17 protein-coding genes and 1 tRNA gene are annotated in these 15,354 nt (G+C 61.6%); 16 read left to right on the forward strand and 2 right to left on the reverse strand.

The window, feature by feature from the left end; translation table 11 throughout:
- The first annotated feature begins 3 nt into the window (after nucleotides 1–3).
- From nrdR to ACO08C_RS00220, 9 genes are all read left to right on the forward strand, one after another.
- A complete protein-coding gene (gene nrdR / locus ACO08C_RS00180; protein ID WP_421786472.1) occupies nucleotides 4–489 on the forward strand; it encodes a transcriptional regulator NrdR in 486 nt (161 codons plus the stop codon).
- On the forward strand, nucleotides 486–1,160 hold the full coding sequence (locus tag ACO08C_RS00185) for a RibD family protein (RefSeq protein WP_421786473.1): 675 nt from the start codon (nucleotides 486–488) through the stop codon (nucleotides 1,158–1,160). The genes nrdR and ACO08C_RS00185 overlap by 4 nt, the downstream gene beginning before the upstream one ends.
- Nucleotides 1,161–1,763 (forward strand): riboflavin synthase, encoded by a 603-nt coding sequence (locus tag ACO08C_RS00190; protein WP_421786474.1) that lies wholly within the window; start codon nucleotides 1,161–1,163, stop codon nucleotides 1,761–1,763.
- A gap of 3 nt (nucleotides 1,764–1,766) precedes the next feature.
- A complete protein-coding gene (ribB, locus tag ACO08C_RS00195; RefSeq protein WP_421786475.1) occupies nucleotides 1,767–2,891 on the forward strand; it encodes a 3,4-dihydroxy-2-butanone-4-phosphate synthase in 1,125 nt (374 codons plus the stop codon).
- Nucleotides 2,888–3,313, forward strand: a complete 426-nt coding sequence (gene ribH / locus ACO08C_RS00200) for a 6,7-dimethyl-8-ribityllumazine synthase (RefSeq protein ID WP_421786476.1) — start codon at nucleotides 2,888–2,890, stop codon at nucleotides 3,311–3,313. The genes ribB and ribH overlap by 4 nt, the downstream gene beginning before the upstream one ends.
- Nucleotides 3,313–3,768, forward strand: a complete 456-nt coding sequence (nusB, locus tag ACO08C_RS00205; RefSeq protein WP_421786477.1) for a transcription antitermination factor NusB — start codon at nucleotides 3,313–3,315, stop codon at nucleotides 3,766–3,768. The genes ribH and nusB overlap by 1 nt, the downstream gene beginning before the upstream one ends.
- On the forward strand, nucleotides 3,765–4,736 hold the full coding sequence (gene thiL / locus ACO08C_RS00210; protein WP_421786478.1) for a thiamine-phosphate kinase: 972 nt from the start codon (nucleotides 3,765–3,767) through the stop codon (nucleotides 4,734–4,736). Before nusB ends, thiL begins: the two co-directional genes overlap by 4 nt.
- A gap of 24 nt (nucleotides 4,737–4,760) precedes the next feature.
- On the forward strand, nucleotides 4,761–5,264 hold the full coding sequence (locus ACO08C_RS00215) for a hypothetical protein (protein WP_421786479.1): 504 nt from the start codon (nucleotides 4,761–4,763) through the stop codon (nucleotides 5,262–5,264).
- A gap of 172 nt (nucleotides 5,265–5,436) precedes the next feature.
- Nucleotides 5,437–7,596, forward strand: coding sequence for a sodium-translocating pyrophosphatase (locus ACO08C_RS00220; RefSeq protein ID WP_421786480.1), 2,160 nt, complete (start codon nucleotides 5,437–5,439; stop codon nucleotides 7,594–7,596).
- A gap of 76 nt (nucleotides 7,597–7,672) precedes the next feature.
- Here the strand turns inward: ACO08C_RS00220 and ACO08C_RS00225 are convergent, their stop codons facing one another.
- The gene (locus ACO08C_RS00225; RefSeq protein WP_421786481.1) at nucleotides 7,673–8,161 is read right to left on the reverse strand and encodes an outer membrane protein assembly factor BamE; all 489 of its coding nucleotides are present in this window, start codon (nucleotides 8,159–8,161) and stop codon (nucleotides 7,673–7,675) included.
- Between the two features lie 98 nt (nucleotides 8,162–8,259).
- Between ACO08C_RS00225 and ACO08C_RS00230 the strand changes: the two genes are divergently transcribed.
- The 7 genes from ACO08C_RS00230 (at nucleotide 8,260) to ACO08C_RS00260 (ending at nucleotide 14,812) form a co-directional block, all read left to right on the forward strand.
- Nucleotides 8,260–8,793: a ubiquinol-cytochrome C chaperone family protein gene (locus tag ACO08C_RS00230; RefSeq protein WP_421786482.1), complete on the forward strand. Its 534-nt coding sequence runs from the start codon at nucleotides 8,260–8,262 to the stop codon at nucleotides 8,791–8,793.
- 98 nt (nucleotides 8,794–8,891) lie between these two features.
- On the forward strand, nucleotides 8,892–9,953 hold the full coding sequence (gene plsX / locus ACO08C_RS00235) for a phosphate acyltransferase PlsX (RefSeq protein ID WP_421786483.1): 1,062 nt from the start codon (nucleotides 8,892–8,894) through the stop codon (nucleotides 9,951–9,953).
- Nucleotides 9,950–10,915: a beta-ketoacyl-ACP synthase III gene (locus tag ACO08C_RS00240; RefSeq protein ID WP_421786484.1), complete on the forward strand. Its 966-nt coding sequence runs from the start codon at nucleotides 9,950–9,952 to the stop codon at nucleotides 10,913–10,915. The genes plsX and ACO08C_RS00240 overlap by 4 nt, the downstream gene beginning before the upstream one ends.
- Before the next feature lie 75 nt (nucleotides 10,916–10,990).
- Nucleotides 10,991–11,290 carry an integration host factor subunit alpha gene (locus ACO08C_RS00245; RefSeq protein ID WP_421786485.1) on the forward strand — a complete coding sequence of 100 codons (300 nt, stop codon included), beginning with the start codon at nucleotides 10,991–10,993 and terminating at the stop codon, nucleotides 11,288–11,290.
- Between the two features lie 9 nt (nucleotides 11,291–11,299).
- Complete coding sequence (locus ACO08C_RS00250) at nucleotides 11,300–11,728, forward strand: MerR family transcriptional regulator (protein ID WP_421786486.1); 429 nt, start codon at nucleotides 11,300–11,302, stop codon at nucleotides 11,726–11,728.
- Nucleotides 11,729–11,809: 81 nt separating this feature from the next.
- A tRNA-Pro gene (locus ACO08C_RS00255) sits at nucleotides 11,810–11,887 on the forward strand.
- Between the two features lie 72 nt (nucleotides 11,888–11,959).
- Nucleotides 11,960–14,812, forward strand: a complete 2,853-nt coding sequence (locus ACO08C_RS00260) for a reprolysin-like metallopeptidase (RefSeq protein ID WP_421786488.1) — start codon at nucleotides 11,960–11,962, stop codon at nucleotides 14,810–14,812.
- Here ACO08C_RS00260 and ACO08C_RS00265 read toward each other — a convergent pair whose 3' ends face one another.
- Entirely contained in the window at nucleotides 14,813–15,292 is a 480-nt protein-coding gene (locus tag ACO08C_RS00265) for a paraquat-inducible protein A (RefSeq protein WP_421786490.1), read from the reverse strand. It lies immediately after the preceding gene.
- Nucleotides 15,293–15,354 lie beyond the last annotated feature (62 nt).

Raw genomic sequence — 15,354 nt, forward strand, 5'->3', positions numbered from 1 at the left:
CCGATGCGCTGTCCTTTCTGCTCCAATCCCGACACACAGGTAAAGGACTCGCGTCCGGCTGAAGACGGCGCGTCGATCCGCCGCCGCCGTTTATGCCCGAGCTGTTCGGCCCGTTTCACGACATTTGAACGTGTGCAATTGCGGGAATTGACCGTGCTCAAGCGCAATAACCGCCGGGCACCTTTTGACCGCGACAAGCTAGCACGGTCCGTTGCCTTGGCCTGCCAGAAACGCAATATCGATCCGGACCGCATCGATCAGATGGTATCGGGGATTGTGCGCCGGCTGGAGAGTTCAGGTGACAGCGATGTCACGTCGGACACGATCGGCGAACTCGTGATGGATGCGCTCAAAGGGCTCGATCCGGTGGCCTATGTCCGTTACGCGTCCGTCTATAAGGATTTCCGCGAAGTCGACGACTTCCGCGACTTCATCAAGGGGGAACAGCTCGCGCCCAAAGGGGGCGAGCCGCCCAAATCCAAAAAATGAGCCCGGCGCCGACGCGGTGCGTGACGCTTAAGCTGGCAACGTCGCTGGACGGAAGAATCGCGCTCGCTAACGGCGCGTCGCGGTGGATCACAGGAGAGGCCGCACGAGCGCGGGTTCATCAAATGCGGGCGGATCATGATGTCGTGCTGACCGGGATCGGGACCGTGCTGGCCGACGACCCGCAGTTGACGGTACGTCTTCCGGGGTTTGACGGCCAACAGCCGGGCCGGGTTGTGCTCGATACGCGCTTGCGTCTGCCCGAATCCGCAAGCCTTCTGGGCGAGGGCGGTCCTGTCCTCGTGATCTGCGCCAGCGATGTGCCGGCCCATGCGCGCGCGGCGATTGCAGCCAAGGGCGCGCGGGTGGAAACACTCAACCGCTTCGACGGGCCAAGCGTCAGCCTTGCGGCGGCGATCGACTGCGTCCGGGCGTTGGATGGCAACCGTATTCTGATCGAGGCCGGCGGACGGCTGGCGGCCAGCGCGCTGCGGCAGGGTCTCGTCGATCGCATTGAGTGGTTTCGGGCGCCCATATTGCTCGGCGGCGATAGTATTCCGGTGGTTGCAGCGCTTGGGCTTGAGCGGCTGGACGAGGCCCCCATGTTCACCCGGGTGTCGCTTGAAGCCGTCGGCGACGACATCCACGAAGTCTATCTCCGAAAGGTCAGCTGAATGTTCACCGGACTGGTAACCGCCATCGGCCGGCTCGAAACGGTCTCCGGCACCGGCGCCCGGCGCTTTTCGATTTCAGCGCCTTATGAGGCGGCTTCGATCGCGCTCGGGGCATCCATTTCGCATGCCGGCGTCTGCCTGACCGTGGTGGATATTGAAGCGAAAAGCAGCGGCTGCCGGTTCGATGTCGAGGTTTCGCCGGAGACTCTGGCCCGCACGACGTTGGGAAGCTGGGCAGCCGGCCAGGCGGTCAATCTCGAAAGGTCACTCCGCCTCGGCGATGAAATGGGTGGCCATCTCGTTACAGGTCATATCGACGGCATCGGCCGGGTGACGGATCGACAGGATGAGGGTGACTGGATCCGGTTCGAGGTCGAAGCTCCGGAATCGCTCGCGAAATTCATTGCCGAAAAAGGCTCGATTGCCGTCGACGGAGTCTCGCTGACCGTCAACTCGGTGGCGCAAAACCGGTTTAGCCTGATGATCATCCCGCATACCGCTGAAGCCACGACACTTGGCGCACTGCAGATTGGCGCGCGCGTCAATCTTGAAGTCGACCTCATGGCGAGATACGCCGCACGTCTTATGGAAGCGGACGATTAACGCATGGCCAGCGACACACCGCTCTCGCCCATCGAAGACATTATCGAGGACGCTCGCAACGGGCGGATGTTTATCCTTGTCGATGCCGACGATCGCGAGAATGAGGGAGATCTTGTTATTCCGGCGCAATTCGCGACGCCCGAAGCCGTGAATTTCATGGCGCGCCATGGGCGTGGCCTGATTTGCTTGTCATTGACCGGCGAACGCGCGAACGCGCTCGGTCTGGAAATGATGTCGTCGAATAACCGGACCCGGCACCAGACCGCGTTCACGGTATCCATCGAGGCGCGGGAAGGGGTCTCCACCGGGATTTCCGCGCATGACCGCGCGTTGACCATCGCCACGGCGATCGATCCGGTCCGGGACAAGGACGATATCGTCACGCCGGGCCATGTTTTTCCGCTCATTGCGCGGGATGGCGGCGTGCTGGTACGGGCCGGGCATACAGAGGCGGCGGTCGATGTGGCGCGGCTAGCGGGCCTCATCCCTTCCGGTGTGATCTGCGAGATCATGAATGAAGACGGCACCATGGCGCGGATGCCCGATCTCGTGGCGTTCGCGCAGCTGCACAGGCTAAAAATCGGTACGATCGCCGATCTGATCGCCTATCGCCGGCGCAATGACTTGTTCATCGAGCGCCGTGCCGAAGTTCCGTTCGAGAGTCATTGGGGCGGCATTTTCAACCTGGTGGTCTATCGCAGCCTGGTCGACGGGTTTGAGCATGTCGCGCTGGTCAAAGGCCAGCCGGAAGCCGATCATCCGACGCTGGTGCGTATGCACAAGGTGAGTTTCGTCGATGATGTGATCGCGGCGACGGGGCCGCGTTCGGGCTTGGTCGAGATCGCCATGCAGACGCTCGCGCAGCATGACGGGCCGGCGGTGATGGTGTTCATCCGTGAAACCAATCTCAATGCGATCCGAGAGCGTTTTGGTGCGAAGCCGGTCGAGCCCGACGAGAAGCGCGAGGAAAGGCGGCTCCGCGAATACGGTATTGGCGCCCAGATCCTGACCGATCTGGGAGTGGGCGAGATGGATTTGCTGACGACGGCGCCGCAGACGATTGTCGGGCTCGAAGGCTATGGCCTGTCGATCCGTGCGACCCTTAAGCTTGGAGACTTGGATTCATGAATGGCAAACCGCACGTTCTGATCATTGTTGCGCCGTACTACAAGGATGTCAGCGCCGCATTGCTGACGGGCGCGCAAGCGGCGCTCAGCGAGGCCGAGGTCGAGATCGTTGAAGTGCCGGGCGCCCTGGAAATTCCGGGTGCCATAGCATCAGCGGTGAAAAGCCGTACGCGGTTCGACGGCTATGTTGCCCTTGGCTGCGTCATCCGCGGTGAGACCAGCCATTATGATTACGTGGCCGGCGAATCGGCCCGGGCATTGATGGATCTGACGCTGGAAGGTATCGCCATCGGCAACGGCATTCTCACTGTCGAAAACCGGGATCAGGCCATGAAACGGGCAGGCGAACGCGACAAGGGCGGTGATGCGGCGCGGGCCTGTCTGGCAATGATCGCCCTGCGCGAACGTTTTGGAGCGGCCTGATGGAAGCTGACGATCAAATGATCGCGGCGCTGAAGCCCAAGCCGGCCGCTCGCCTTGCCGCCATTCAGGCACTGTTCCAGTTCGAGCAGGACGAGCGGCCTATCGCGGCGATTATCGCCCAGTTCCGCGACCACCGTCTTGGAGAAACGGCGGATGCGGGGCTATTCGAGCGCGTTGCAGAAGGTACGGGCGGTGCGCTGCCGCTGATCGATCAGCAGATTGCCGGTGTGCTTAGCGAGAAATGGTCGGTCGACCGGCTTGACCCGACCCTCCGGGCCATTCTGCGCTGTGGCACGTTCGAACTGATGCAATCGCGTGACTATCCGGCGGGTGCGATCCTGCGAGCCTATGTGGACTTAGCCGGCTCGTTCTTCGGTGACCGTGAGACCGCTTTCGCGAACGGTGTGCTCGACCGGCTAGCCAAGATGTTGCGGCCACAGGATGGGGCGGCGTGAGCCGCCTCGGCGAATTCGACTATATCGCGCAGTATCTGGCGCCTTTAGCGGCCGGCTGTGAGGGCGCCTTTGGCCTGACCGATGATGCGGCCCAGATCGCCTCGCGTTCCGGTCTTGTGATCACAACAGATACGTTGGTCGAAGGGGTGCATTTCCGCAAAGGCGATCCCTGGGATCTGGTGGCGCGCAAGGCGCTGCGGGTGAATTTGTCCGATCTGGCTGCCATGGGCGCGGACCCGCACGCGGTTCTCTTGTCAATCGTGTGGCCGGTCAAAGCGGCTCCGGATGCGATGGCGGCGTTCGCCGAGGGGCTGAAAACAGACCTCACACATTTCGATATTCCGCTGATTGGTGGCGATACGACACGGGGAGGTGACCGGCTGGTTGTCACATTTGCGGCGCTCGGTGAAACCGATGCGCCGCTCCGAAGGTCTGCCGCGAAGCCGGGCGAAGATGTGTATGTGTCCGGCACGATTGGCGATGCCGGGCTCGGCTTGGCCGCCGCGAAGCAGACGGGGCTGAACGCGGCGCAGCGGGACGCTTTGAACGAGCGCTATCTCTTGCCCCAACCGCGGCACGAATTGGCCGCGGCGCTCCGTGGCAATATCTCCGCCGCCATCGATATCTCCGATGGCTTGATAGCGGATGCGGGTCATGTTGCGGCGGCAAGCGGGCTGGGCCTTCGGCTTCACTTGACACAGCTGCCGCTGTCTGATGCCGCCAAGAGCTGGGTGAATGCTGAGGACGATCCGGTGGAGGCATTGGTCACGCTGGCGTCACGCGGCGACGATTACGAGCTGTTGTTCTGTGCGCCGGTGTCCCGCCGCGATGCGATCGCGCAAGCGTCCAATAAGGCCGGCGTTCCGGTGACGCGGGTTGGAACCTGCCATTCAGGTGAGGGCGTTTTGATGCTCGATGCATCAGGAAAGCCGGTGGAAATTTCCCGGCGCGGATTTACGCATTTTTGAGGCCGCTCTGATAAACAGGCAGGCATGAAGCCGCTCGCAATTGCCCTTTCGGCCCTGATGGTTCTGACTGCACCGCTCGCCCACGCGGGCGGCGGTGGGGGTAGTAGCCGCACGTCAAGCAATTTGATCGATATCGACTGGACACTCGGTGAGGGGTCCTATGAAGCGGAGCATTCCTCGGCGATCGAAGCGCTCGGTGTCGACGAAGGCAATCCGCGCGTCGTGGTGATGCCGGCGATTGTCGTTCCGTTGGTGACTGACAACCGCCTGAATGGCTATGCCTACATTCACTCGCGCGTGCTGGTCGCGGAAGGGCAGCGGACCAGCGCTGTCGTGGAGAATGTGCACTTCGCGCTCGACCGGCTGATCCGCGCCAGTCACCGGACCAATCTGACGGCGGAAAGCGGCGACACGATCGACATTGAGCGCACGACCGAAGTCTGGATGGCGACGCTGTCGGATCATTTCGGCGAAGGCGTGATCCAGCGCATGGCCATTATGACGCCGGATGTGCGGCTGATCCGATAAATTTCAGTTCGTCCCGATTCATGCAGGCCGGTGTGTTGCACCGGCCTGGGCGTTTGGGCATATTCCGGCCACTTTCCGCGGGGGGGAGGGGCCGCACACCGATTCTTGAGGTGCCAAGCCCGTCCATCATCTCCTCACAGTCATAACGATTTGGGATGAAAGGCTCTAAGCCATGAACATGGAATTGGGACTGGTTATTCTCGCCGGCCTGCTCGCCGTCATTTACGGCGTCGTGCAAAGCCGGTCGATTCTGGCGGCGGACGCCGGGAATGACCGCATGAAGGAAATCGCATCTGCGATCCAGGAAGGCGCCAATGCCTATCTGAAGCGGCAATACATGACGATCGCGATTGTCGGAGTGGTCGTGACCATCGTGGTCGGCCTTCTGCTCGGCTGGCTGGTGGCGCTCGGCTTCGTGATCGGCGCGGTGCTGTCCGGTGTTGCCGGCTTTATCGGCATGCTGATCTCGGTGCGCGCCAACGTGCGCACGACGCAAGCCGCCACAAAAAGCCTGGCCGGCGGGCTGTCGATGGCGTTCCGCTCGGGTGCCGTAACTGGCATGCTCGTGGCCGGTCTCGCGCTGCTGGGCGTGGCGGTCTACTTCTATGTCCTGATGTCGCTCGGCTTCGAGCCGGCGAGCCGGACCGTGATCGACGCCCTGGTGGCGCTCGGCTTCGGTGCGTCGCTGATCTCGATCTTCGCGCGTCTCGGCGGCGGTATCTTCACCAAGGGTGCGGATGTCGGCGGCGACATGGTCGGCAAGGTCGAAGCCGGTATTCCGGAGGACGATCCGCGTAATGCGGCCACCATCGCGGACAATGTCGGCGACAATGTCGGCGACTGTGCCGGCATGGCCGCCGACCTGTTCGAAACCTATGCGGTGACCGTCGTTGCGACGATGGTGCTGGCCTCGATTTTCTATGCAAGCGCAGCCGGACCGATGATGCTGTTGCCGCTGGCCATTGGCGCCGTCTGTATCGTGACTTCGATCATCGGGTCCTTCTTCGTGCGCCTCGGCAAGTCCAACAACATTATGGGCGCGCTCTACAAAGGCTTCATCGCGTCGGCTGTGCTGTCCATTCCGGCGGTTTATGCGGCGGTCTACTTCGTGGCGCCGAACGGCATGGGGCCGATCGCCGACGGTTCGAACATCACCGGAATGAACCTGTTCCTGTGCGGCCTTGTCGGTCTCGCGGTGACGGGTCTGATCATCTGGATCACTGAATATTATACCGGCGTTTCGGCACGCCCCGTCCGCTCGGTTGCGCAGGCATCGGTGTCCGGTCATGGCACCAACGTCATTCAGGGTCTTGCAGTCTCGCTCGAAGCGACCGCTTTGCCGGCCCTGGTGATTATTGCGGGCATCATCGGCACCTACATACTGGCGGGTCTGTTCGGCATCGCCATCGCCGTGACCACCATGCTGGCACTGGCCGGCATGGTCGTGGCGCTTGATGCTTTCGGTCCTGTCACGGACAACGCAGGCGGCATTGCCGAAATGGCTGAGCTTCCCAGCGAAGTGCGGGCCACCACGGATGCACTCGACGCGGTGGGTAATACGACCAAGGCCGTCACCAAGGGCTATGCCATCGGCTCGGCCGGTCTAGGTGCGCTGGTCCTGTTTGCCGCCTACACAGCGGATATCCAGCACTTCATTGAAACAGCCAATGGGGAAGGCTTCTTCGCCGACCTCATCTATGGCGGCACAGAGGTCACGGCGAATGTCGTCAACTTCTCGCTGTCGAACCCTTATGTCGTTGTCGGTTTGCTGTTCGGCGGTCTTCTGCCCTTCCTGTTCGGCGGCATGTCGATGATGGCCGTGGGCCGCGCCGCGCAATCGGTCGTGGTCGAGGTGCGCCGCCAGTTCCGCGAGAAGCCGGGCATAATGCAGGGAACCGAGCGTCCGGATTACGGCCGCGCGGTCGACTTGCTGACCAAGGCGGCAATCCGCGAGATGATTGTGCCGTCGCTGCTTCCGGTGCTGTCGCCGATCATCCTGTTCTTCGCCATCATGTGGATTGCGGGACCGGGACCGGCTCTGTCGTCCGTTGGCGCCATGTTGCTCGGCGTGATCGTGACCGGGCTGTTCGTGGCCATCTCGATGACCTCGGGCGGTGGTGCCTGGGACAATGCCAAGAAGGCGATTGAGGACGGCTTCACCGATTCCGATGGTGTGCTGCACGAGAAGGGTTCGGAAGCGCACAAGGCGGCGGTGACCGGCGATACGGTTGGCGATCCCTACAAGGATACGGCGGGTCCGGCCGTGAACCCGATGATCAAGATCACCAATATCGTGGCATTGCTGCTGCTGGCGGTGATCGCCCACATGTAGGCGGTCTGATCGACGCAAAAGAAAAGCCCCGGTCGAAAGGCCGGGGCTTTTTTCATTTGCCGGAACGTGAAATCGCCTATTCGTCGCGGCGCGGTCCGCCTGCGCCACCCGGCAGGTTCTGTTCTCCGCCGAACTGTTCAGCCGGAAGATTGCCGATATTGCCGAACAATTGTTCCCAAATGCTCATTTCGCGGCCCGGTGTCGGTGTTTCGCGATCGACGAGGGCGACGCGGCGGCCATCCTGCATGTTGTACTCGTTCACCGCAGTTACGCTGCCGGCTTCGTCGAACTGGATTTCCAGGATCCGGCGATAGCTGGTTTGCGGCCGCTGATAGGCCAGCGACTGGCGCGTATCCGACATGTAATACCAGGTCGTCGATTCAAAGACGCCCTGGGTGGAGGGGCTGCCGAGCCGATCAAGCACGGTGGCCTGATTGTCTTCGCCCGGGACGATTTCCGGAACCTCGCCATCGACGTAGATGAAGCCGTGATTCCGCAGGACGGGCGTACACCCGGCCGCAAGAACAGTTCCGGCTGCTACAGCCAATAGCAATGCGCGCTTCATGAAATAAACCCTGACTCCCAGCGGATGAAAACTTGCCGCGTTGACCTAGCCAAGCCCGAGCATAGCTTCAAGGGCGAATGCAAGGGAGTGTCCATCGCATGTGGTCGATCTTCAAGCCCCGGACTCAGGCACAATCTCATGTCTCGGCTCTTTACGATCGTATCGTCGAGACCGCCCGCCGGCCGCAATTCTATACTAATGGCGGTGTTCCCGATACGCCGGAAGGCCGGTTCGAGCTGATCTCACTGCATGTCATTGTCGTTATCCGGCAATTGAATAAGCAAGGCGAGCGCGGAAAAGCGGCTGGCCAATCGCTGTTCGAATACTTTTTCAAGGACATGGATTACGCGATGCGCGAAATGGGCATAGGGGATACCAGTATCGGCAAAAAGGTAAGGGCGATGGCCGAAGTCTTCTACGGACGCTTCAAGGCGTATGCAGAAGCTGCCGATGCGGGGGATGAAGTTGCCCTGGCAGCCGCCGTCAGGCGAAATGTATTTGGCGATGAGTTGGCGGGCGATGCGGCGGCGCTAGCGCGATACTTCCTCGCGGCTGAAACGCGATTGGCAAGGGCCGATTTGCTGGCCGGACCTCCGGCCGAGGTCCTTGATTTTCCGGACTTCAACAGCTGATTAGCTGACGCCCGACCGGCTTGCATCGATGAGCTGTTCGACTAAGGTCGCGCCGGTATTTCACAGCGTCGGCGCGCCGCGCACGGCTTACGGCAGGCATGACACAAACCGCACCGATCATATCCGTCGATGCTATGGGCGCCGATCACGGTCCGTCCATCACCATCGAGGGCATCGCGCACATCTTGAAGCGCCGGCCGGACACGCCGGCGCGTTTTCTCGTTCATGGAGATGCGGCGCAATTGGAGCCGCTGGTCGCGAAGCTGGATGCCGAAGCGCGTGAACGCGTGACCTTGCAACACACTGCAACCGAAGTCCGGATGACCGACAAGCCGAGCGAAGCCGTCCGGCGGTCACGCGGTTCGTCGATGTGGAACGCGCTCGCCGCGGTCAAGGCAGGCGATGCGGACGTGGTGGTCTCCGCCGGAAATACCGGTGCCTTGATGGCGATCTCGAAAGTCGTGTTGCGTATGAAGAAGGGCGTGCACAGGCCCGCGATTTCGGCGAGCTGGCCGACGCCGCGCGGACATACCGTTGTGCTCGACGTCGGTGCCAATGTTGAGTGCGGGCCGTCCCAGCTCGTCGAATTCGCGATCATGGGCGAAGCCTTTCACCGCGCCGTACACGGATCTGAAAAACCGTCGGTCGGATTGCTCAATGTCGGCCAGGAAGAGCTGAAAGGGAATGACACCGTTCGTGCGGCCGCGCGTTTGATCCGCGAAGCCGCGCTGGACCTCAACTATTATGGCTTCGTGGAAGGCGACGACATTTCGCTCGGCGTCACGGATGTCGTCGTAACCGATGGATTCAGCGGTAATATCGCGCTGAAAACCGCCGAAGGCGCTGTGAAACTCGTCGCGCACTGGATGCGAGAAGCCTTCACCAGTTCAATGACCGCGAAGATCGGCGCGGCCTTCCTTCAAATGGGCGGTCTGGATCATCTGCGGGCCAAGCTTGATCCCCGGTCCATCAATGGCGGCGTGCTGTTGGGATTGAATGGAATGGTGGTGAAAAGTCATGGTGGCACTGACGGGGAGGGATTTGCCACCGCGCTCGGCCTCGGCATAGACATTGCCGGCAGCCATTTCCTCACCGAAATCGAATCGAATCTGACCCGCCTGCATGAGGCGGAAGAGCAGCAAGCCGAAAGCGTCACGTGACCGAATCAATCTGCCGGGTGGCCGGGCAAGGTGCCTATCTTCCCGAACGCGTTCTCACCAATGCGGAGATTTCCACCTTCGTCGATACCAGCGACGAATGGATCCGTGCGCGAACGGGTATTTCCGAGCGCCGGATTGCCGATGAATCGCAGACCACATCGGATCTGGGATATCAGGCTGCCAAAGCCGCGCTCGCCGATGCGGGGCTGGACGCGAATGATATCGACCTGATCGTTGTGGCGACGACCACCGCCGATCTGGTGTTTCCCTCAACCGCGGCATTGATCCAGGACCGGCTCGGCTTGCGCCAGGGTGCGGCGTTTGACGTTCAGGCTGTGTGCTCGGGCTTCATCTATGCGCTGGCCGTCGCGGACGGACTGCTAAAGGGAGGGGTTTTTAACCGCGCCTTGGTGATCGGCGCCGAGACGATGTCGCGCATTCTCGACTGGGAAGACCGTTCCACCTGTGTACTGTTCGGCGATGGCGCAGGTGCCTGGGTGCTCGAACGCAGCCAGGAAGGAAATTCGGGGCTTTTGGGTTATGACCTCCGCTGTGAAGGACGATACACGCCGCTGCTCAAAACGACGGGCGGTGTCTCCGCGACGAAGACGTCCGGATTCCTGACAATGGAAGGGCCGGCGGTCTTCAAACACGCTGTCAAAAAGATCTCCAACTCGATGGAAAGATTGCTGGAACGCGAAGCTATCGACATCGCGGACATCGACTGGTTCGTGCCGCATCAGGCTAATCAGCGGATTCTTGAAGGTGTGGCCGACAAGCTCAAGATTTCGCGGGACAAAGTTGTCTCCACGGTTGCGCGGCATGGCAATACGTCTGCAGCCTCGGTCCCGCTGGCCTTCCATCAAGCGGTAGCGGACGGTCGAATTCAGCGCGGTCATTTGTGTCTTCTGGAAGCTCTGGGCGGCGGCCTCACCTGGGGCTCTGCATTGGTGCGTTTTTAACCTTCTGATCGAGCTAACACATTGACGGGGCTGGTCTGTTGAGACTAGCCTAGGCTCGTCCATTGGGGGAATAAAATGTCCGGTAAAACCGTAACGCGAGCCGACCTTGCTGATGCCGTTCACCAGAAAATCGGACTGTCGCGACAGGAATCCTCAGATCTCGTTCAGTCGGTTCTGGGTATGATTTCCGACTCGCTGGCGAACGGTGAATCGGTCAAATTGTCGTCCTTCGGATCCTTCCTTCTGCGCGATAAGAGCGGCCGCATTGGTCGCAATCCGAAGACGGGCGAGGAAGTACCGATCGAGCCGCGGCGTGTGCTGACCTTCAAGCCATCGCAGGTGCTGAAAGAAAAAGTCGACGCCGGTCATTCGTAAGGCACGCAAGTGACGCGCAAGGATCCCGAAGCTTACCGGACGATCAGCGAGGCCGCGGGCGAGCTCGATCTCCCCGCGCACGTGTTGCGTTTCTGGGAGAGCCGGTTTTCGCAGATCAAGCCTGTGAAGCGCGCGGGCGGCCGGCGCTTGTACCGGCCCAGCGATCTTCAATTGCTCCGCGGCATCCGTGCCTTGCTGTATGAGCAGGGCTACACCATCAAGGGCGCGCAGAAATATCTGCGGGAGAACGGCGTTGCCGCTGTGGCGCAGATTGGTGCTGCGGAAGGCGGTGCGCCCGATGTGCAGCCGATTGCTGACCGTTTTGTGCCGGCGCCTAGCGCTGCGGATGGCAATACGCCATTCGCAGCGGTGATCGGCCGGTTGAAAGCCGCAAAAACGCGCCTTGATGAGGCCCTTGCCTCGCGGCAATCCGACTAACTTCCGCGGTTGCCGTCGGGAGACGGCGCTCCTATAAGACGCTTCCCCTGCAGCCGCCCCGTGCGTCTGCTCAATTCGGTTCGGAGCGTGGCGCAGCCCGGTTAGCGCACCGGTCTGGGGGACCGGGGGTCGCGAGTTCAAATCTCGCCGCTCCGACCATTTCCACATACGAATTGTGGTTTGATCGCGTGCCGCTGTCAGGCAGAGTTCTCCCAAAGGGAGAATTCGAGCATGCGAGTCGTATTGAGTCTGTGTCTTCTGCTGATGCCGGCAGCGGCCTTCGCCCAAGTGCCGGCGGCGTGGGAACTGCCGATGATCGCGGCCAGCGAGCCGGATGGCGAACCGACGCTCGAAACGGTGGAAACCGATGCCTTTGCTGCGCGAGTGGGCATATCGGACCGGCTGCCGCGGTTGATGCCGGGTGATGCAGTCCGAGTTCCGCTCCCGGATGGCCAGACTCCCGATGGCGTCGTCACATTGAACCGGCCGACGGCCAGCGGTGGCCGCCATCTCCAGATCGAATTCGAAGGCGGGGCCGGACGCGTGCTGATCCATGTCGGGTTGAACGCCACCTATGGCCGGATTTGGGACGGTGAGCGCGAGTTCGAGATCGTGCCCGCGGGTGTGCGGGCTCATGTCCTCCGGACGCCGGCTGACCTGCCGGACCTTGTGGATGACGGACTTCTGGACACCACACGCCCGCCATTGACCGAAGCAATGGCTGAAGACGAATTCGATTCGCCGAAGGCCGGTTCGGACGTTCTCGATTTCCTCTATTTCTACGACATCGAGATGATCGAGACCCATGGCTGGGGGCTGCCCGATCTGGCGGCGACGGATATCGGAAACCTGACGACGGCGCTGGTCAATTCGGGCGTTCCCCTGACCGCCGATCTCACCCAACTCCAGTTCATGGACGTGGAGCGTGATTACGCCAGCGACACGCTGCTTACGGATCTGGGTGGGCGCAGCGGCATTTTCACGGGGCTCCAGGATCGGATCGATGCGCTGCAAACGGACGTCATTTCACTCAATCGGGTCTACGATTCGGACCGCGAGAGTTTTTGCGGGTTGGGCTATGTGCACAATCCAACGTCGAGCCTGTTCGGGCGGTCCCACATCAATGTCTGCCATAACGGGCTGACGCTGGCACATGAGACCGGTCACAATATGGGTTTGAGCCATGGCGTGGCGACGGAATGCGATCCGGGTCAGGACAATTGTGCGGACTCCCGCGGCGTGCCGGTCGATTGGGCGCGTGGCTATCGCATTGACAGCGCGACCGCGGATGGCGGTATTTTCACCTCGGTGATGGCATACGGCACCGGCCGCACGCCGCAGTTTTCCGATCCTGATGTGGTGTGCCCGGAACGCGGAAGCCGCTGTGGTGTTCCCATTGACGATCCTGCGGGCAATGGCGCCGATGCGACCCAAGCACTGGCCACCTATGCCGTGGATCAACCCTCCCGCGGTACGCCGAACACGCGTCTGCGCAGTGCGGTGCTGCCGACCAGCCGCTACATTGCGACAAATACCGCCGCGACGGCGTTCATGACGGTGATCAATCCTGGCAGCGTCGATGGCACCAACTGCATCATTGAACATCACGGGCCTTATCGCGACAGCTTCAGCTATCAAACGACCGATCCGGCGACCAATGCGCTGACCGGAAGTGCCGATACGCCGGTCGATATCGCCGCCGGAGCTTTTCAGACGTTCATGATCTCGATTACACCGTCGGCCGACATCACCGAAACGGTGCGTTTCGCGCCCTATGCAACATGCGACAACATTCCGATGCCACTGGTCTCGCCCGGGCTCAATACGATCGATCTGGGCGCCGATACCGGTGGCGGTCCCGACCTGATTGCGCTCGCCGCGACAATCAATGCCAATGGCATCGTCGACATTCCGGCCGGACGGCGCGGTGTGTTTTCGGTTGCGACGCTCAATCTCGGCGGCGCGGGGGATGTCACGGTGAGCGCGACATCGCTCGATCCTGGTCTGCCGTCCACGGCGCAGGTTTGCCAGACCGGCTCCGGCGGTGCGTGCCTGGCCGCGCCGGCAGATTCGCTGACATTGACGATTGATGGCGGCGACACGCCGACATTCGGCGTTTTTGTGCGGTCGGATTACGTGACCCCGTTCAACGCACGTCAGCGCCTGCAGTTCCAGATGAAGGTGGATGGCGAGGTGAGGGGGTCGACTTCGGTCGCGATCCGTGACGAGGGGGATCTCGCGCCGCCATCAATTGGCGATGACGCGCAGACCCTGCGGTCATACGAGACGGTAAGCGGAAATCTGGCAACGCTCGCAGCAGGCTATTACGACCGCTTCGAGATCGTCACCCAACCCACCCGCGGAACGGTGACGCTCGACGGCACCACCGGCGCCTATAGCTATGTCGCGGGTGGTTCGGCGGGCGATGACACATTCACCTATCGCGCGGGCAATGCGGCAGGCTGGTCAGCGCCGGCGACCGCGGCGATCACCGTGACGGCGCTGCCGTCACCGGTGGTAACGGCTTTCAGTCTGGCGGACGATACGGACGGCGAATTTGCGATCGATCTCGACGATCATGCCGATTCGTCGATTGCGATCGATCGCTTCGTGCTGATCTCGCCGCCAAGCGGGAGCCATGAATTCAATGAGTTGACCGGCGTGATTTCCGGCACTCTGCCGGGTACCGAAGGCGCTTATGGCTTCACATTCGCCGCCGAGAATCGGACGGGCCGCAGCGCGCCGGTGTCCGGCGAGTTCGACGTCGCTGCCTATGATGCCTGTGCCCCGGCGCGTTTGACCGAGCCACGTTTACGCCGGCGGCTTGAAGCGCTGGAACTGGTCAATGCCGACCCGTCGGTGGACGAGGCGGTGGAAATTGCCACGGCGCTTTGCATGGAAGAGTACAGCCGGTCCGGCACGACCTGGGTGTATTTCCAGAATGCGACCCATGGTGCCCGCGTGGTGTTCGGTCCGCGTATCGGGCCGCGCCGCTATATCGTCTATTACCGCAATTCGGGGGATGCGACCTGGCGCGGCAATTTCACGATCTGCAAGAATCTGGGGCGCCTGGAAGACTGCTGATCAGGGCCTGTCGCGGACAATCAGCCCGGACGCAATCATGAGGCCGAAAATGGCCGCTGTGAAGAAGTAGAGGCCGGGCTGTTCGGCAATCTGGATGGCCCGGTCGCCCGACAGGGTAAAGACGATGAGGGCGGCGATCAGCACGTCCATCATCGACCATTTACCGAGCCGGTCGACCCAGCGCAAAACAGTCTGACCGCGTGCCCAGCCGGCGTTCACGGCCGCGAGATAGATGGTCTTGCCGATCGGAAACAGGATCGAAAACACCAAGATGACGAGCCCGAGGAGGAGCTGGCCGCCTTCAAGCAGCGCCTGGGTGACATCCAGCAGCGAGTGGGCATCGGCGAAGAAGATCAGACGCCGGGTTTCCAGCATCGGGGTCAGCAGACCCGCTGCCAGGCAGACACCGGACACAAGAATGAGCAATCGCGCCGTTACGCCGCCGCGGCCGTGTGCGCGCGTGATGGATGTCATCGCCATTCCGTCCTCCCTGCCAGGACAGCATGAGGCAAAGCAATTGCGGCGGCAGGATGGCAGAGAAA

This window comes from Hyphobacterium sp. (assembly GCF_965229905.1).
Lineage (GTDB): Bacteria > Pseudomonadota > Alphaproteobacteria > Caulobacterales > Maricaulaceae > Hyphobacterium.